18 protein-coding genes are annotated in these 16,201 nt (G+C 61.5%); 7 read left to right on the top strand and 11 right to left on the bottom strand.

All coding sequences use genetic code 11. The features are described from left to right. Positions 1 to 32: 32 nt before the first annotated feature. The 4 genes from EPK99_RS13365 to EPK99_RS13350 form a co-directional block, all read right to left on the bottom strand. The gene (locus tag EPK99_RS13365) at positions 33 to 1,571 is read right to left on the bottom strand and encodes a type II and III secretion system protein family protein (protein ID WP_128444225.1); all 1,539 of its coding nucleotides are present in this window, start codon (positions 1,569 to 1,571) and stop codon (positions 33 to 35) included. 28 nt (positions 1,572 to 1,599) lie between these two features. Further along, on the bottom strand, positions 1,600 to 2,406 hold the full coding sequence (gene cpaB, locus EPK99_RS13360; RefSeq protein WP_128443584.1) for a Flp pilus assembly protein CpaB: 807 nt from the start codon (positions 2,404 to 2,406) through the stop codon (positions 1,600 to 1,602). Between the two features lie 126 nt (positions 2,407 to 2,532). Then, the gene (locus tag EPK99_RS13355; protein ID WP_128443583.1) at positions 2,533 to 3,057 is read right to left on the bottom strand and encodes an A24 family peptidase; all 525 of its coding nucleotides are present in this window, start codon (positions 3,055 to 3,057) and stop codon (positions 2,533 to 2,535) included. Positions 3,058 to 3,145: 88 nt separating this feature from the next. Beyond that, on the bottom strand, positions 3,146 to 3,331 hold the full coding sequence (locus EPK99_RS13350) for a Flp family type IVb pilin (protein WP_128443582.1): 186 nt from the start codon (positions 3,329 to 3,331) through the stop codon (positions 3,146 to 3,148). Between the two features lie 440 nt (positions 3,332 to 3,771). Between EPK99_RS13350 and EPK99_RS13345 the strand changes: the two genes are divergently transcribed. The 7 genes from EPK99_RS13345 to EPK99_RS13315 all read left to right on the top strand — a co-directional run bounded on the left by EPK99_RS13345 (position 3,772) and on the right by EPK99_RS13315 (position 9,118). Next, entirely contained in the window at positions 3,772 to 4,140 is a 369-nt protein-coding gene (locus EPK99_RS13345) for a pilus assembly protein N-terminal domain-containing protein (RefSeq protein ID WP_245582455.1), read from the top strand. Positions 4,141 to 4,254: 114 nt separating this feature from the next. Next, a complete protein-coding gene (locus tag EPK99_RS13340; RefSeq protein WP_128443580.1) occupies positions 4,255 to 4,893 on the top strand; it encodes a TadE/TadG family type IV pilus assembly protein in 639 nt (212 codons plus the stop codon). Next, positions 4,893 to 5,477 (top strand): TadE/TadG family type IV pilus assembly protein, encoded by a 585-nt coding sequence (locus EPK99_RS13335; protein ID WP_425374201.1) that lies wholly within the window; start codon positions 4,893 to 4,895, stop codon positions 5,475 to 5,477. The genes EPK99_RS13340 and EPK99_RS13335 overlap by 1 nt, the downstream gene beginning before the upstream one ends. Before the next feature lie 93 nt (positions 5,478 to 5,570). Beyond that, entirely contained in the window at positions 5,571 to 6,791 is a 1,221-nt protein-coding gene (locus tag EPK99_RS13330) for a phosphopentomutase (protein WP_128443579.1), read from the top strand. Continuing rightward, complete coding sequence (locus tag EPK99_RS13325; protein WP_128443578.1) at positions 6,788 to 7,792, top strand: adenosine deaminase; 1,005 nt, start codon at positions 6,788 to 6,790, stop codon at positions 7,790 to 7,792. Before EPK99_RS13330 ends, EPK99_RS13325 begins: the two co-directional genes overlap by 4 nt. 59 nt (positions 7,793 to 7,851) lie before the next feature. Next, the gene (gene upp / locus EPK99_RS13320) at positions 7,852 to 8,481 is read left to right on the top strand and encodes a uracil phosphoribosyltransferase (RefSeq protein WP_128443577.1); all 630 of its coding nucleotides are present in this window, start codon (positions 7,852 to 7,854) and stop codon (positions 8,479 to 8,481) included. A 118-nt stretch (positions 8,482 to 8,599) separates the two neighbouring features. After that, a complete protein-coding gene (locus tag EPK99_RS13315) occupies positions 8,600 to 9,118 on the top strand; it encodes a TIGR02281 family clan AA aspartic protease (RefSeq protein ID WP_128443576.1) in 519 nt (172 codons plus the stop codon). Here EPK99_RS13315 and deoA read toward each other — a convergent pair whose 3' ends face one another. From deoA to EPK99_RS13280, 7 genes are all read right to left on the bottom strand, one after another. Beyond that, positions 9,119 to 10,429 carry a thymidine phosphorylase gene (deoA, locus tag EPK99_RS13310; RefSeq protein WP_128443575.1) on the bottom strand — a complete coding sequence of 437 codons (1,311 nt, stop codon included), beginning with the start codon at positions 10,427 to 10,429 and terminating at the stop codon, positions 9,119 to 9,121. A gap of 4 nt (positions 10,430 to 10,433) precedes the next feature. Further along, a complete protein-coding gene (gene deoC / locus EPK99_RS13305; RefSeq protein WP_128443574.1) occupies positions 10,434 to 11,204 on the bottom strand; it encodes a deoxyribose-phosphate aldolase in 771 nt (256 codons plus the stop codon). 118 nt (positions 11,205 to 11,322) lie between these two features. Further along, a complete protein-coding gene (locus tag EPK99_RS13300) occupies positions 11,323 to 12,111 on the bottom strand; it encodes a purine-nucleoside phosphorylase (protein ID WP_128443573.1) in 789 nt (262 codons plus the stop codon). Continuing rightward, complete coding sequence (locus EPK99_RS13295; RefSeq protein ID WP_128443572.1) at positions 12,108 to 12,515, bottom strand: cytidine deaminase; 408 nt, start codon at positions 12,513 to 12,515, stop codon at positions 12,108 to 12,110. The genes EPK99_RS13300 and EPK99_RS13295 overlap by 4 nt, the downstream gene beginning before the upstream one ends. Positions 12,516 to 12,518: 3 nt before the next feature. Further along, positions 12,519 to 13,490: an ABC transporter permease gene (locus EPK99_RS13290; protein WP_128443571.1), complete on the bottom strand. Its 972-nt coding sequence runs from the start codon at positions 13,488 to 13,490 to the stop codon at positions 12,519 to 12,521. Between the two features lie 3 nt (positions 13,491 to 13,493). Further along, positions 13,494 to 14,600, bottom strand: coding sequence for an ABC transporter permease (locus tag EPK99_RS13285; RefSeq protein ID WP_128443570.1), 1,107 nt, complete (start codon positions 14,598 to 14,600; stop codon positions 13,494 to 13,496). 76 nt (positions 14,601 to 14,676) lie between these two features. Beyond that, the gene (locus tag EPK99_RS13280) at positions 14,677 to 16,200 is read right to left on the bottom strand and encodes an ABC transporter ATP-binding protein (RefSeq protein WP_128443569.1); all 1,524 of its coding nucleotides are present in this window, start codon (positions 16,198 to 16,200) and stop codon (positions 14,677 to 14,679) included. Position 16,201 lies beyond the last annotated feature (1 nt).

Below are 16,201 nucleotides of genomic sequence, written 5' to 3'. Positions count from 1 at the left end.
TTGGCTTGGTAACGGTGCTCATCGCCCTCTCCTCACTTGTAGATGAAGCCGACGGCGCCGTGATATTGCCCGGTTGCGACGGACTCCTTGCGGCCGTAGATCTTGTTGACGCGATTGAGGAAGAAGGTTGCGCCATCGTTCTCCGGATTGAAGTTGTCGTCCGGACGGGCGATTTCGCTGCGGGCCACGGGGCGCACGAGGTAGGGTGTCGCGATGATCACCAGTTCCGTCTCGTTGCGCACGAAATCCTTGCTGCGGAAGAGCGTGCCGAAGACCGGAACCTTGGAAATGCCCGGAAGTCCGGACATGGCCTGGCGAACATTATCCTGCACGAGACCGGCGATGACGATGGAGCCGCCGGAGGGCAGTTCGACCGTGGTCGAAGCTTCGCGCTTGCGGATCGACAGGTAAGTGCTGCCCGGAATTTGCGTGCTGCTGCCATTGCCGGTGACCACCGACCCTTCCGATGTGGGCTCGGAAACATTGGTCTCGATATTGAGGCTGATGCGCCCGGCAGAAAGCACTACCGGCTTGAAATTCAGCTGGATGCCGTAATCGACCGAGCTGACGGTGCGGGTCACGGACGGCCTTCCGGTATCCTCGTCGAATTGCACTTCCTGCTCCGCCGGAAGCCGGTATTCGCCGCCCACGTAGAACTTGGCCTGCTGGCCGGAGATGGCGGTGAGGCTAGGCTCCGCAAGGGTCCGCATCACGCCCGCCTGCTCCATCGCATTCATATAGCTGGCGATGCTCGTTGCGCCGATGGACCCGGCCAGGCTGCCGGTTCCGAACGCGCCGATGGCATTGCCGAGGTTCGCCGGGTTGGAGAAGGAAAGAGCACCCTTGCTGCCGCTGATCGAGCCATTGAAGCCGAGCTGCTTCATGACCTGGCGGCTGACTTCTGCGACCGTCACCTTCAGCGTCACCTGATCCTCGCCTTCGATCGTCAACAGGTTGACGATCTGAGAAGTCTGGCGGTTTTCGGCGAAAATATCGGCATCGCCATTGTTGCCCTGGGCGGTAATATTGCGGGTCGTCGCCTCGCCGCCCTTCAGGAAGGCCTTGGCCAGTTTCTCGGCCTGGGTCGAATCCTGGGGTGTCCGCACCGTGCCGGACAGGACGATGTTATCCGAGATGATCTCGACCTTGATATCGGACTCAGGCAGAAACCGCCGCAGATTGTCCTGCAGGCCGGAAATGTCGCGCTCGATCTGCACGTCGAGGCTGACGATCTCCTCGCCATTGGCACCGAAGACGAAGATATTGGTCTGTCCGACCGTTTTGCCGAAGAGGTAGATGCGTCGCGATGTACGCGTCACGGCGTCTGCCATGCCGGGATCGGCCACCAGGATGTCATGCGCATCTGCCGGCAGATCGACCACCAGGGCCTTGTTGAGCCCGAGATTGAGGCGCTTCTTGACGCCTGGACCGCCCTCGGTGATGCGGATCAGGCTGGCATCGCCCGCCATGGCGTCGGAGACGCCCGTACCCAATGGCGAGATCGGCCCGGGCACGCCCGAGATGGCGAGGCAGAAACCCATGCCGAGCGCGGCAAAGCTGCGAAATCTCATATTAAGACTGATCACCTGGCCGCTCCGTTCACTTCGCCTGCAGTGTCGTCGTGCCCTTGACGATCGATCCTGATTTGATGACTTGGACTTCTCCCTTGCCGCCGCCGTGAAGCAGATAGTCCGCCGATACCGTGTCCGGCTCCTGCGCGTCGGCCACGGAGCGCAGCGCCAGCGTCAGGCGTTGCGCCATCTGCTGGGCGACGGTTATGACCTTGGCTTGGTCCGGCGTGAGTTCGAGCGTGGCAGTCGTGCCTACGACCGACTTGCTTCCGTCTGCCGCTTCCTGGATCTGCTGGTCGATCGCCAGCACCCGCACGTTGTTCAAGACGTTTTCGGTAAGGGGATTGCTGCCATCCTTGGGGTCGCGCACCATGATCACATCGACCCGATCGTTCGGTAGCACGAAGCCGCCGGCGCCGGTTGCAACGGAGATTTCCGTCGCGACGGCGCGCTTGCCGGATGGCAGCAGGGAAGACATGATGCGGCTGGATGAGTCCGCGATCTTTTCGGCCCGGATCGGTTCGCCCTTGAAGATCGGCATGCGCACGATCGAGCCGGCCAGCTGCTGGACGGCCTCCGGGCGGGCGTCATTGGTGATGAAACCTTCGGCTATGCCGCCCTTCGGCCACTCCATCCATTCGACGGACTTGTCGTTGAGGCGGCTGCCGACAGGAAGGCTCTCGGCGGACACCAGGACCTTTACCGTCGCCTCTTTCTCGACAATGGTTTCCACCACGCCCGGGGCTTTGACCCCGGAAATGCGCATCGCCAGCAGGCCGGCAAGGCCGGCTGCCACCACAGCGACTGCGAGGATGATTATGCGAGCGGGTTTCATTACCTTCCCCGGAGGATTCTAGTCTCTCCGAAGGATGGGCTGCAAAGGTGTAATTAAGGTTAATAACCTGCTTACGTTTCTGGTTAACGAAACGTTACTTTCCGCTGCGCATCTTGCCAGATCTGATCAACTCAGCATCTGCATGGCAAGCCCGACGATCGGCGCGTCCTGGAAGCTGAGGAAGCCGCCAATGGCGATGGCGATGGCGTAGGGGATCTTCTTTTCGCTCACAACGGAGGCAGGCAACGGAATGCCCATGGCCATCACCGTGAAAGCCTGCGCGCGCAAAAACAGGAACAGCAAAGTCAAGCCGCCGCCGACAAAGGCGATCGCGACCAGGAACACGAGCAGCGAATGGTCGAAGCCGAACCAGAGCGCCGCCGCGGTCATGAGTTTCGCATCGCCGCCACCCATGATGTTGAAGGCGAAAAGCGCAAAGCAGACGGAAAAGACGATAAGGCCAGCGACGATATTCATCCCGATTGCAGACCAGGCAAGACCGGAAAGGGGTGCAAGCAGCAGGAAAGCGATGACGATCACGGCCGAAACGCGGTTCGGAATGATCATCGTGAACAGGTCGCTGATCGCGGCCACGGCCAACGCAAGAGGCAGAACCGTCAAGATCAGTCCAGCAATGACAAAATCGGCCATTAGTTAAGCCCTCAGGACATTTCTTGTCCTCAAACGAAAAGCCGCCACTCGGGCGGCTCAACGCGGTATGAATTCGGCCGCTATAGGATCAAGGATGAGCTGCGCCGGCGGTGTTCATCTTGGTAGAGATGTTATTGAATGTGCTGCTCAGCGAATTCCCAAGCGTGGTAGCGCCAGCAATGAGGGCAACGGAAATCAAGGCAGCGATCAGGCCATATTCAATGGCAGTCGCGCCGGACTCATCTTTAATGAAACGAGCAAAAATCTTAGACATGGAACTCCTACTCCACACGGTGTTGTACAGCACTCCCCGACAACTGTTTCCGCTGTTCGGATGAGGCGAAATCTACAGCGCAAGGATTGCCAGTGGCTTAACGGAAGGGGTTACCAAGATCTTAACGAAAGCAGCAGCTTAGTTTCGGTAAACAAGTTTATAAGTAAAATATTACAATTATACTTATCGGGATTTCCGGGCGAACAGGGCTCGAAGTCCTTCCTCTTCAGCCTTTCATTGGACAGGAACCATCGACAACCTCCGGCAAGACGCCGGAAAGCGACCATTGCGCCAGCGCCAAAACGGGACGCCGGTTGTGAAGCCCAACGCGCTTAAGCTTTGATTCACCATTGCGCTGCATGCTGTCGAAAAATGATCGATCGAAGGCCGCCCTGATGGTGTTGCGCACATTCCTCGTCACACTCGCCACCCTATGCGCTATGGGCCTGGGCGGAAGCCTTCCCGCGGCCGCAGCGGACGAGCAGCTGTTGCGGGTCTTCATGAACCACGCCCGCGTGCTCAAGCTGGACCGCCCCGTGGCGAAGGTTATCGTCGGCAATGCCGAAGTCGCCGACGCGACGGTTGCCGATCCGACGACCATCGTTCTAACCGGACGCGCTTTCGGAACGACAAATCTCGTGCTGCTCGACAGCGACGGCAATGCGATCGCCGACGAGCGCATCCTTGTTTCGATCGACGAAGGCAACACGGTCCGCGTCTACCGGCAGACCTCGCGTTCCGTGCTCTCCTGCACACCCAATTGCGAGCAACACGCGACCTTCACCAATTCTGCCAGCCCATCGCCCTGACAGGCAGAGCCAAGGCCTATCGACGTCAAGGTTAAATTGCCCCCGGCACCGGAAACGGAATCTCAATAAACCCTCTCTAGGTTCCCATGCTGGAACGCATAGAGACAGGACCGCATGCGCCGGGATCATCAAGACACGTCCAACGGCTCTCCGGCACGCCAAACCGGCTGCGGGCAGATGCGCCGGTTCCTGCGCTCGCGGGACGGCGCCGCGGCTATCGAATTCGCCATCCTCGCCATTCCCTATTTCCTGATCGTCTTTGCGATCATTGAAACCTTCATCGCCTATACGGGCGAACAGCTAGTGGGCAATGCTGTCGATACCATGGCGCGCAAGCTGCGGACCGGCAACATTACCTATGCTCACAACCCGGGCACGGACAAGGACCGCACGGCCTTCCGCCAGGAATTCTGCGACGAAATTTCCATCCTGATCAAATGCAGCGCCTCGGAGGCCGCCACGCCGGACAAGCTCTGGCTCGACGTACGGAGTTTCACCAGCTTCGCTTCCATTCCCACCACCGTCCCCCGAACGCCGCCCAATTCCGCCTATGGCGAACTCGACACCTCTTCCATGGGGTATGCGCCGGGTGGTCCAAAGACCATCAACATGCTGCGCGCCTACTACAAGTGGGACGTCATCACCGACCTGATCCGGCCATACATCACCAATGTCCGCCCGGGTGACGGCTCGCGGCCCTACTACTTCCTGATCGTGGAAACTGCCGCCTTCCAGAACGAGGATTACCCGTGATGGGCAAGAGCGATCGGCGCCCGGTCCGCATGATCCTTCGTCGTTTCAAGGCGCTGTGGACGGACCGCCGCGGCGTGGGGGGCGTGGAATTCGCGCTCATCGCCCCGCTTCTGCTGTGCCTCTACATCACCGCCTTCGAGCTCACGATCGGGCTCAGTATCTCCAAGCGCACGACCCGCACCGCCAGCACGATTGCGGACCTGGTGACGCAGCAGTCTTCCGTGACGCCGACCGTGCTTTCGACGATGAAGGATGTGGCAAACAGCATCTTCGCGCCCTATTCGCCGAAGAACCTCACCCTGAAGATTACAGGCGTCACGATCGATGCCAATGGCAACCCGACGGTCGCCTGGTCCTGGGACCAGTTGAACGGCCGGCCCTATGCCGTCGGAACGGCCGTCAACGTACCGACGGACATGCGAACCCCCGACACGTTCCTGGTGCGCGCCGAAGTATCCGTCACGCATCAGCTGCTGATGGTCATGCCCGGGCTTATGCCGAGCCAGATGCAGACTATCACCATGAGCCGGCAGTATTTCTACCGGCAACGCGTCGGTTCCAGCATCACCTGCAACGGCTGCTGAGCTTCCCTTTGCCAAGCGCTCGTCGCGGCTGTATCTAGATCGGTTCGCAGCCGCTGAACCATGGCGGGCAACAACCAGATTTCAGGATCACCGATGGCCCGGGCATTCTTGTTCGTTCTCGATTCTTTCGGCGTCGGCGGCGCTTCGGATGCGGAGGACTATGGCGATCTCGGCGCAAACACGCTGGGCCATATCGCCGAATTCTGCGCCGCCGGCGCGGGCGACCGGGCTGGACTGAGACAGGGTCCGCTCAATCTCCCCAACATGTCGTCGCTCGGCCTCCTGGAGATCGCCAAGCTCGCCAGCGGCGACTATCCCCTCGGCATGCCGCTGCCCGAGCGGATCTTCGGCCTGCATGGCGCGGCGAACGAAATATCCCATGGCAAGGACACACCTTCCGGCCATTGGGAGATCGCGGGCACACCCGTCTTGTTCGACTGGGGTTATTTCCCGGCTGAAGGCGATGCCTTTGCTCCCGAGCTTGTAGAGGCCATATGCCGCGAAGGCGATATCCCCGGCATACTCGGCAATTGCCACGCATCGGGGACGGAGATCATCGCGCGGCTCGGCGCCGAGCATATTCGCAGCGGGAAGCCGATCTGCTACACATCGACCGATTCCGTTTTCCAGATCGCCGCTCACGAAACCTATTTCGGGCTGGACCGTCTGATGCAGCTTTCGCAAACGGTGCGCGGCCTGCTTGACCCGCTCAACATCGGACGCGTCATCGCCCGGCCCTTCCTGGGCGAAACACCTGAAACATTTGCGCGCACCGGCAATCGGCGCGATTTTTCCGTGCCGCCGCCGGAGCCGACGCTGCTCGACCGTCTGGTCGATGCCGGGCACGGCGTGCATGCAGTCGGCAAGATCGGCGATATCTTCGCCCATCAGGGTGTCAGCCGGGTCATCAAGGCTGGTGGCAACGAGGCCCTGATGCAGGTGACGCTGACCGCCATGGGGGACGCCGCAGACGGCGACCTCGTCTTCACCAATTTCGTGGATTTCGACATGGTCTATGGTCATCGCCGTGACGTGCCCGGCTATGCCGCCGCACTTGAAGCCTTCGATCTCGGCCTGCCCGAAGTGCACCGCCGCCTGGAGCCGGGCGATCTCGTCATCCTGACGGCCGATCACGGTTGCGATCCGACCTGGCGCGGCACGGACCATACGCGCGAGCGCGTGCCGATCATGGCGTTTGGCCCCGGTATTCGCTCCCGCGACATCGGGCTCAGGTCCACCTATGCCGATATTGGCGAAACGATTGCGGCACATCTGGGGATCGCGGCCGGCACCCATGGCAGGAGCTTCCTGTGACAGCGCATCTCCTCAAGGCCGAGATCCACTGCCATCTGGAAGGCGCTGCGCAGCCGGATCTGGCGCGCGCCCAGGCGCAGAAGTATGGCGTCGATATCAGCGGCATCCTGAACGAACGCGGCTATATCTGGTCGGACTTTTCCGAGTTCATCATCTGCTACGATGCGGTGGCGAGCCTGTTCCGGACAGCGGATGACTACGCGCTGCTGACCAGCACCTATCTTGCCGAACTTGCTGCGGCAAATACGATCTACAGCGAGCTCATCGTCTCGCCGGATCACGGCGACCGCATCGGCCTCGGCGCGGATGCCTATCTTGCGGGTATCTGCGACGGCATAGAGGCGGCTCGGGAAAGCACCGGTATCGAGGCGCGCATCATCGTGACGGGCGAGCGGCATTTCGGGCCGGACCGGGTGGTCGCCGCTGCGGACTATGCCGTGCGTTCGAGAAATCCGCTGATCACCGGCTTTAACATGGCTGGCGAAGAGCGCATGGGCCGTGTGGCCGACTATGCCCGCGCGTTCGACATCGCACGAGATGCCGGGCTGGGGCTCACCATCCATGCGGGCGAGGTCTGCGGTGCCTTCAGCGTATCCGATGCGCTCGACCTCGTGCACCCTTCGCGGATCGGGCATGGCGTGCGTGCCATCGAGGATGCGGCCCTGGTGGAGCGACTGGCCGAGCTTGGCACCGTGCTTGAGGTTTGCCCTGGTTCCAATATCGCGCTCAAGGTCTTCCCCGATTTCGAAAGCCATCCGCTACGGGCTCTGAAGGAGGCCGGGGTGCGTGTCTGTCTCAATTCCGACGACCCGCCCTTCTTCCACACATCGCTTGCGCGGGAATACGAAAACGCCTGCCGCACTATCGGCCTTGGCGAGGCGGAGATCAATGCAATGACCCGCACCGCGCTGGAAGCGGCCTTCGTGGATGAAGACACGCGTTTCCGCTTGCTGTCCCGGTTCGACGCCGAGACTGGGGAAGACGTGTCAAAACCTGCCTGAACGCTTGCGAAGCCGAGATTTTTCCCGGATGAAGAGAGAAACAACGACGAGGAAAGCTCATGGACGGCGTCACTGTCATCGATCATCCGCTGGTGCAGCACAAGTTGACGATCATGCGCAAGAAGGAGACGTCGACGGCCGGGTTCCGGCGTCTGCTGCGCGAAATCTCCATGCTGCTCTGCTACGAGGTGACGCGCGACCTCGAACTGACCATGGAAACGATCGAAACCCCGCTGGTCGAAATGCAGGCGCCGATCGTGGAAGGCAAGAAGCTGGTGTTCGCGTCCATCCTGCGCGCTGGCAACGGGCTGCTGGAAGGCATGCTCGAACTCGTGCCTTCAGCGCGTGTCTCGCATATCGGCGTCTACCGCGACCACGAAACGCTGAAGCCCGTGGAATACTACTTCAAGGCACCGGAAGACATTGCCGAGCGGCTGATCATCATCGTCGACCCCATGCTGGCGACTGGCAATTCCTCGATTGCCGCGGTCGACAAGCTCAAGGAGCGCGGCGCTCACAATATCCGCTTCCTTTGCCTGCTGGCAGCTCCGGAAGGCATCAAGAACTTCCAGAGCGTTCATCCGGACGTGCGCATCTACACCGCGTCGATCGACAGCCATCTCAACGAGCTTGGCTATATCGTGCCCGGTCTCGGCGATGCGGGCGACCGCATGTACGGCACGAAGTAATCCTTCAGGAATTGCTTACCAAGACCGAAATTTAAGCGGCCCGTTCCGGCAGAACGGGCCGCTTTCGTTATCGGCCTGCGATAGTCTCGACGAGTTTCATGAAGCCGAGAAAACTTTCATGCTCCTGCGCACCGTCATATTCGCGGCTTTTGTCGCCTTGCTCGCGACCCAGATCCCGGCCCTGATCACGTCGCAGGAGGTTGCAGCTCCTGCTATCTCCAGCGTAGACGCCGTCGCGCCCAAGCCGCAGCTGGTTGCGTCCGCCAATGGCCGGGTCCGGCTGCAGGCGGATAGCCGCGGCCATTTCAACGGCAGCTTCAGGATCAACGGAAGGCCCGTGGACGGCGTGATCGATACCGGCGCATCCATGGTTGCGATCAACGAAAGTACGGCCCGGAAGCTCGGCTTTACCGGCAATGGCCTCGATTTCCGCTACACGGTGACGACTGCCAACGGGACGACGGATGGCGCCCATGTGGTGCTGGATCGGATCGAGATCGGATCCGTGCGGGTGAAGGATGTGGACGCCATGGTGATGCGGGACAAGGCCCTGAGCGGCACGCTGGTGGGCATGAGCTTCCTGAAGAAGCTGAAATCCTACCAGGCGGAAGATGGCAGCCTGACGCTGAACCAGTGATCAGCCGATTCGCCTCAAAACGACAGGCTCTTGCGGCGGCGCTTCGTCAGCAATCGCATAAGTGCACAGGATGTCGGCCACCGCACGCTCCCCTGCCTCCTGGGTAGCCGAATGAACCGTTGCGATAGGCTGGCCCTTCGTTACCCGCGTGCCCAGCGGCAGTAGATCGGCTATCCCGACACGATGGTCGATGCCCTCATGCGCCTGCCGGCGTCCGCCCCCAAGCTCGACCACGGCCATCCCCATTGTCCGGGTCTGGCAGGAAGCGAGATAGCCGTCTCTGGGAGCCGGTACGATAAGCTGTATGGGAGCCTTGGGCAGGTAGGCGTCCGACCTCTCGCAGAAATCCCCCGGTCCGCCCAATCCATGCACCATGCGGCCGAAACGCTCCATCGCCATGCCGGAGGCTATGGTTTCAGCGGCAAGCGCCTCAGCCCCAGAAAGGTCCGCGGATAGGCCCGCCTGCACCAGGACCTCGGCCGCGAGTGCCAGAACCACGGCCTCAAGCCTGCTCCCCTTCTTCTCGCCCCTCAGGAACTGCAGGCAGTTGGTCACTTCCAGCGCATTGCCGGCTGCATCGGCCAAGGGCTCGTTCATGTCGGTGATCAGGGCGGAGGTCTTCAAGCCTGCGCCGTTCGCCACCTCGACCAGGGAATGCGCCAGAGTCTCCGCCTCCTCGACGCTCTGCATGAAGGCGCCATTGCCGAGCTTGACGTCCAGCACGAGGGTCTGGAGCCCGGCCGCAAGCTTCTTCGACAGAATGGAGGCGGTGATCATCGGTACGGATTCCACGGTGGCCGTCACGTCCCGCACCGCATAAAGGCGCCTGTCGGCCGGCGCGAGATCGGCTGTCTGCCCCACAATGGCACACCCGGCATCACGGACCACCTGACGGAAGCGAGCCTCATCGGGCTCGATGCGGTAGCCGGGGATCGACTGAAGCTTGTCCAGCGTGCCGCCCGTATGACCGAGGCCGCGCCCCGAGATCATCGGCACCGCAAGGCCGCAAGCCGCCAGGATCGGTGCGAGCATGAGGGAAACATTGTCACCGACGCCGCCCGTCGAATGCTTGTCCACCACCGGAACGGACAGATCTGCCCATTTCAGGACTGTCCCGGAATCACGCATGGCGAGCGTCAGCGCAATCGTCTCGTTTCGGGACATGTCCCGAAAGAAGACAGCCATGGCAAAGGCGGCGGCCTGTGCATCGGATACGCCACCGCGAACAAGGCTGGCGATGAAGCCCGCAATCTCGTCAGACGACAAGGCTTCTCCATCCCGCTTGCGGCGGATGATCTCCTGCGGGATCATGGGTTCAATAGCCAGCCGCGGCGCGCGCAGCGGGGTTGCCGCTCAAAACGCCCAGGATATCGTCCAGCAGGCTGGAGGCTCCAAACCGGAAAGTGGAGGGCATGATCCAGTTGGGACCCATGACCGTTTCGGCGAGGCGAAGATAGAGATCGGCATCGGCCACCGTCGAAATGCCGCCCGCGGGCTTGAAGCCGACGCGGCGTCGGGAGTCGCGGATGACCTGCAGCATAATGTCTGCGGCCTCCAGCGTCGCATTGACCGTAACCTTGCCGGTGGAGGTCTTGATGAAATCCGCACCCGCTTCGATGGCAAGGTGCGAGGCCTTGCGGATCAGCGCGCTGTCCTTCAACTCGCCTGTTTCCAGAATGGTCTTCAGGCAGGAATGCGGGCAGGCCTGGCGCACCGCCTCCACCATGGTCGTCACGGCTACCTCGTCGCCGCTCATCAGCGCCCGGTAAGGGATGACGAGGTCAATCTCGTCGGCTCCGTCTTCGACGGCGCGGCGGGTCTCGTCCAGCACTTCGCCTTCCGTCAGCGCGCCGGAGGGGAAGTTGACGACGGTCGCAATCCGCACGGAATGACCCGTGCCGAGGATTTCTCGCGCCGGAGCGACGAAGCGTGGCCAGATGCAGATGGCGGCCACATGACCGAAGGACGTCTGGGCACGCAGGCAGAGCTTCTCGATCGCAGCCTCGTCGCAGTCATCGCGCAGATTGGTGAGGTCCAGAAGAGACAGGGCGAAAGCCGCCGCCTCGCGCGGGCTATGAAGTTCCATGGTCGGCCTCCGCTTGCTTCAGACGAGTGGCCATATTTATCGTTCAACCGATTAGATGCAAGCGCGTACCCGACAAGATCTCCCCGCGGCGGCAAGCACTGGTCAGTTCCTTGCTTCGTTAAGCCAGCATTTCCTTGAGGATAGCGGCGAGCCGAACCCCGCCAATTGGTGCGACGTCCTTGGTCTCTTCGTGGCTCAATTCAGCGCCGGTCATGCCGGCTGCGTAGTTGGTGACGACCGAGGCAGCCGCGACTTTGAGCCCGAAGTAACGGGCCAGGATAACCTCGGGCACGGTCGACATGCCCACCGCATCGGCACCCAATATGCGCGCCATGCGGATTTCCGCGGGCGTTTCGAAGCTCGGACCGGAAAACCACATATAGACGCCGCTAAAGAGCGGTATGCCGCAGCGGATGGCGGCGTTGCGCATGGCAAGCGCCATGTCCGGATCATAGGCATTGGTCAAACCGACGAAGCGGCGGTCGCCTTCCTCCCCGATCAGCGGGTTCATGCCGGAATAGTTGATGTGGTCGGTGATCTGCATCACCGAACCGGGCGGCATGTCCTGCCGCACCGAGCCGGCGGAATTGGTGAGGATCAGCGAATGGACGCCGAGCCCCATCAGGACCTGGATCGGCAGGCGCATGGCCCGAGGATCGCCCTTTTCGTAAAAATGCGACCGACCCGACAGCATGATGACCGGTTCCCGGCCCAGATAGCCCGCCACCAGTTCGGCGGCGTGGCCGGTCACGCCGCTTGCCGGAAAGCCGGCAAGGTCGCCATAGGGTATCCGGACCTGGTCCGTTACCTGATCGACCAGCGTGCCGAGCCCGGAGCCCAGAACCACGGCATGGCGGGGCATCAGTCCATCCAGCCTCTCGACGAGCAGGTCGATGATGCGCCTCATCCGAGGATATCCGTCTCGAAGGCATAGGGCAGAAGTTCGGCCATGGTCACCGTCTTCTGCACGCCTGTGTCGTCGCAGAGATAGATGCGCGTATCAGGGGAGGCGAATTCCGAGATCTTCTGGCGGCAGCCGCCGCAGGGGGTGCAAAGGGCCAGCTTCTCCGCGATCACGGCAAGCTCCGTGATCTTCTTTCCGCCGCCCATGATCATCGCGCCGATCGCCGTGGGCTCCGCGCACCAGCCCTGGGGGAACGACAGGTTTTCGACATTGGCGCCGAGATAGACCTTGCCATCATCCGCGCGAAGCGCCACGCCGACAGGGAATTTGGAATAAGGCGCATAGGCCTTGCCCATGGCATTACCGGCGGCCTCGAAAAGCTCCTGGGGCGAAGTGTCCTCAGACATGAATTACCGCTCCTTGGTATAGGGGACGCCGCCTGCCTTGGGCGGCCGCGCGACACCGATGAACCCCGCCAGCAGGACGCAGGTGAGGATATAGGGCAGCGCCTGGAAGATCTGCACGGGAACCTCGCCGATCAGCGGCACGGACTTGCCCTGCATGAAGTTGGCGAAGGCATCCAGAAAGCCGAACAGAAGGCAGGCGAACATGACCGGCACCGGCTTCCATTTGGCAAATATGAGCGCTGCGAGCGCGATATAGCCCTTGCCGGCCGACATGTTGCTGATGAAGGCCGCCGATTGGGCGATCGCGAGATAAGTGCCGGCAAAGCCCGCAAGAAAGCCTGTGACGATCAAGGCCCGATACCTCAGCCAGGCCACCGATATACCCGCCGTATCGACAGCGCCCGGGTTTTCCCCCACTGCCCTCAGGCGCAGGCCGAAGCGGGTGCGGTAGAGCACCCACCAGGAGATCGGCACCATGAGGAAGGCGATGTAGGTGAGGATATTGTTGCCGGAAATGACATTGGCGTAGAGCGGCCCGATGAAGGGCACCTCGCGGATTGCATCGGCGCCCGGCAGGATGATCGGCGCGAAACGTCCTTCCGCCGGCACCTGGGGCGTGCGTCCGCCCTGCCCGTACCAAGCTTGGCCCAGCACCACGGTAAGCCCGGCTGCAACGAAGTTGAGCGCCACGCCGGACACGATCTGGTTGCCGCGATTGCTGATCGAAGCAAAGCCGTGAATGAAGGAGAAGACGATGGAGACGCCAATGCCGGCCAGTAGTCCAAGCCAGGGATTGGCGGTGAGATGGGCAACGCAGGCTGCGGCAAAGGCCGAAACCAGCATCTTGCCTTCAAGGCCGATATCGAAAATACCGGCACGCTCGGAAAACAGCCCGGCGAGCGCAGTAAACAGGAGCGGGATTGAAAGCCGGATTGCGGAGCCGAGGATGCTGATCAGGATGTCGAAATAATCCATGGCTTACTTTCCGCCTCCCACCTGCTGATAGAGACGGACGATCGCCGGGCGGAGCATGTATTCGAGCGCACCGGCAAACAGGATCACCAGACCCTGGATGACGACGATCATGTCGCGGGTGATGCTCGGCATGTCGAAGGAAAGCTCGGCGCCGCCCTGATAAAGAATACCGAACAGCAGGGCCGAGAGCACGATGCCGGCCGGGTGGTTGCGGCCCATCAGCGAGACGGCAATGCCCACGAAGCCGGCGCCGCCGACGAATTCGATCTGCAGTCGGCCCGATGCGCCCATGACCGGGTTGAGCGCCATCATGCCGGCTAGGCCTCCCGAGATCAGCATGGCGATCATGACGATCTTCGCATAGGGAATGCCGGCATAGCCCGCAGCCGACGGGCTGATGCCGAGCGTGCGCATCTCGTAGCCGAGCTTGGTCCGCCAGATCAGCACCCACACGAGAAAGCACATGACGAGCGCAATCAGGAAGGAAACATTGAGCGGCGCGGCGCCCAGCTTGCCACCGAAAAGCGCGATCAACCAATCCAGTTTCGGCAACTGGCCGCCCGGCAGAAAGGTCCGTGTTTCCGGCGCCATCTTGCCCGGTACGATCAGCAGGTGCACCAGCACGTAGTTCATCAGCGACGAGGTGATGAAATTGAACATGATCGTGGTGATGACGATATGGCTGCCGCGCTTTGCCTGCAGCCAGGCGGGGATGGCCGCACAGGCTGCACCGAAAAGGGCCGCGCCGATCACCGCGAAGGGCATTGTTACATACCAGGGCACGTAACGATCGAGCGACAGCGCCACCAGTGCTGCGCCCAGCCCCCCGAGATAGGCCTGACCTTCCGAGCCGATATTGAAGAGGCCGGCATGGATAGCCACCGCCACGGAGAGCCCGGTAAAAATGAAGCTCGTCGTATAGAACAGCGTAAACCCGATCCCCTCACCGCGTCCGAGCGCGCCGGCCACAAGCAATTGCAGGGCTTCGAACGGGTTCTCGCCGATGGCCCAGACCACAAGACCGGAGAAAAAAAGGGCGAGCATGAGGTTGATCAGCGGGATGACGCCGTAATTGATCCAGCCGGGAAGCTGAACGGAGGTCGTGCTCATGCCGCACCTCGCGCGCATCCGGCGTCCGCGCCGAGCAAAACCATTCGAAACATCGGGTTAATCATTCCGTTGGGGCTCATGCGGCAATCCCGGCCATCATCAGACCCAAAGCCTGTTCATTAGCGTCGCCGGACTTCTCGCCGACGACCTTGCCGGCGAACATGACCAGTATCCGGTCGGACAAGGAACGTACCTCGTCCAGTTCGACCGAGACCAGAAGCACCGCTTTACCCGCATCGCGCATGTCGATGATCCGCTTATGGATGAATTCGATCGCGCCGATATCGACGCCCCGCGTCGGCTGGCCGATCAAGAGCAGTTTGGGGTCGCGTTCGATCTCGCGGGCGACGACGATCTTCTGCTGGTTGCCGCCGGAAAAGTTTGCCGTGCGAAGCCGCGAATTCGGCGGGCGGATATCGTATTTGGCGATCTTCTCTTCGGCTTCCTTGCGGATGGCATCCAGATCGAGCATGGGACCGCGTCCAAAGCGCTGGTCGCGGTGATAGCCGAGGATGGCGTTCTCGTACTCCTCGAACTTCAGCACCAGGCCCATGTGATGGCGGTCTTCCGGAATATGAGCAAGACCCAGTTCCCGCAGCCGACGGGGGTCGATACCCGCGGCTGGCTTTCCGTCGATCCAGACCTCGCCGGCGGACGGCTTGCGTATTCCGGCAATGGCTTCCAGCAACTCTGATTGACCATTGCCCGCCACACCCGCAATGCCGACAATCTCGCCAGCGCGGACGTCGAAGGATACGTCGTCCACCATGACGACGCCGCGGCTGTCCTTGACGGTCAGGTTGCGCACCGACAAAAGCACGTTGCCCGGCGCAGCATCGCCTTTTTCCACACGCAACAGGACGCGACGTCCCACCATGAGTTCCGCGAGTTCCTCGACCGTGGTCTCCGCGGTCTTGCGTGTCGCCACCATTTCACCGCGGCGCATGACGGATACCGTGTCGGTGATCGCCATGATCTCGCGCAGTTTATGAGTGATGAGGATGATGGTCTTGCCCTGGTCACGCAGAACCCGCAGCACTTTGAAGAGATGGTCCGCTTCGGGCGGCGTCAGCACCCCCGTCGGCTCGTCCAGAATGAGGATCTCGGCCCCGCGATAGAGCGCCTTCAGGATTTCGACACGCTGCTGGGTGCCGACCGGCAGCTCTTCCACCACCGCGTCGGGATCAACCTCCATGCCGTAATCGTCCTCGAGCCGCTTCAGCTCCTTGCGGACGCTGCTTGTGCCTTTGGCGAGAAGCTGGCCACCCTCGGCGCCCAGCATGACGTTTTCCAGCACGGTAAAATTCTCCACCAGCATGAAATGCTGATGCACCATGCCGATACCGGACGCGATGGCTGCCTGGCTATCGCGGATCGTGGCCGGCCGGCCAGAGATACGGATCTCGCCCTGATCGGCCTGATAGAAGCCGTAGAGGATCGACATCAGGGTCGATTTGCCCGCGCCGTTCTCCCCTATGATGCCATGGATCGAGCCCTTGGCGACGGTCAGGTTGATGTTCTTGTTTGCGTGAACCGCGCCGAATTTCTTATCGATGCCGACAAGCTCGATCGCAGGATCGCTTGCAGATCCGAGGCCCAAT

The organism is Neorhizobium lilium, assembly GCF_004053875.1.
In the GTDB taxonomy this organism is placed as follows: Bacteria; Pseudomonadota; Alphaproteobacteria; order Rhizobiales; family Rhizobiaceae; genus Neorhizobium; species Neorhizobium lilii.
Note: the sequence above shows the minus strand (reverse complement) of the source record. Positions and strands in the feature narration are given on the sequence as shown.

What these genes read in the sequence shown, in the direction of transcription:
- EPK99_RS13330 (WP_128443579.1), top strand. Translation starts at nt 5,571, where the DNA reads ATGGCCCGGGCATTCTTGTTCGTTCTCGATTCTTTCGGCGTCGGCGGC.
- EPK99_RS13340 (WP_128443580.1), top strand. Translation starts at nt 4,255, where the DNA reads ATGCGCCGGGATCATCAAGACACGTCCAACGGCTCTCCGGCACGCCAA.
- EPK99_RS13300 (WP_128443573.1), bottom strand. Translation starts at nt 12,111, where the DNA reads ATGAGGCGCATCATCGACCTGCTCGTCGAGAGGCTGGATGGACTGATG.
- EPK99_RS13365 (WP_128444225.1), bottom strand. Translation starts at nt 1,571, where the DNA reads ATGAGATTTCGCAGCTTTGCCGCGCTCGGCATGGGTTTCTGCCTCGCC.
- upp (WP_128443577.1), top strand. Translation starts at nt 7,852, where the DNA reads ATGGACGGCGTCACTGTCATCGATCATCCGCTGGTGCAGCACAAGTTG.
- cpaB (WP_128443584.1), bottom strand. Translation starts at nt 2,406, where the DNA reads ATGAAACCCGCTCGCATAATCATCCTCGCAGTCGCTGTGGTGGCAGCC.
- EPK99_RS13285 (WP_128443570.1), bottom strand. Translation starts at nt 14,600, where the DNA reads ATGAGCACGACCTCCGTTCAGCTTCCCGGCTGGATCAATTACGGCGTC.
- EPK99_RS13355 (WP_128443583.1), bottom strand. Translation starts at nt 3,057, where the DNA reads ATGGCCGATTTTGTCATTGCTGGACTGATCTTGACGGTTCTGCCTCTT.
- EPK99_RS13315 (WP_128443576.1), top strand. Translation starts at nt 8,600, where the DNA reads ATGCTCCTGCGCACCGTCATATTCGCGGCTTTTGTCGCCTTGCTCGCG.
- EPK99_RS13335 (WP_425374201.1), top strand. Translation starts at nt 4,893, where the DNA reads ATGGGCAAGAGCGATCGGCGCCCGGTCCGCATGATCCTTCGTCGTTTC.
- deoA (WP_128443575.1), bottom strand. Translation starts at nt 10,429, where the DNA reads ATGATCCCGCAGGAGATCATCCGCCGCAAGCGGGATGGAGAAGCCTTG.
- EPK99_RS13295 (WP_128443572.1), bottom strand. Translation starts at nt 12,515, where the DNA reads ATGTCTGAGGACACTTCGCCCCAGGAGCTTTTCGAGGCCGCCGGTAAT.
- deoC (WP_128443574.1), bottom strand. Translation starts at nt 11,204, where the DNA reads ATGGAACTTCATAGCCCGCGCGAGGCGGCGGCTTTCGCCCTGTCTCTT.
- EPK99_RS13290 (WP_128443571.1), bottom strand. Translation starts at nt 13,490, where the DNA reads ATGGATTATTTCGACATCCTGATCAGCATCCTCGGCTCCGCAATCCGG.
- EPK99_RS13350 (WP_128443582.1), bottom strand. Translation starts at nt 3,331, where the DNA reads ATGTCTAAGATTTTTGCTCGTTTCATTAAAGATGAGTCCGGCGCGACT.
- EPK99_RS13345 (WP_245582455.1), top strand. Translation starts at nt 3,772, where the DNA reads ATGGGCCTGGGCGGAAGCCTTCCCGCGGCCGCAGCGGACGAGCAGCTG.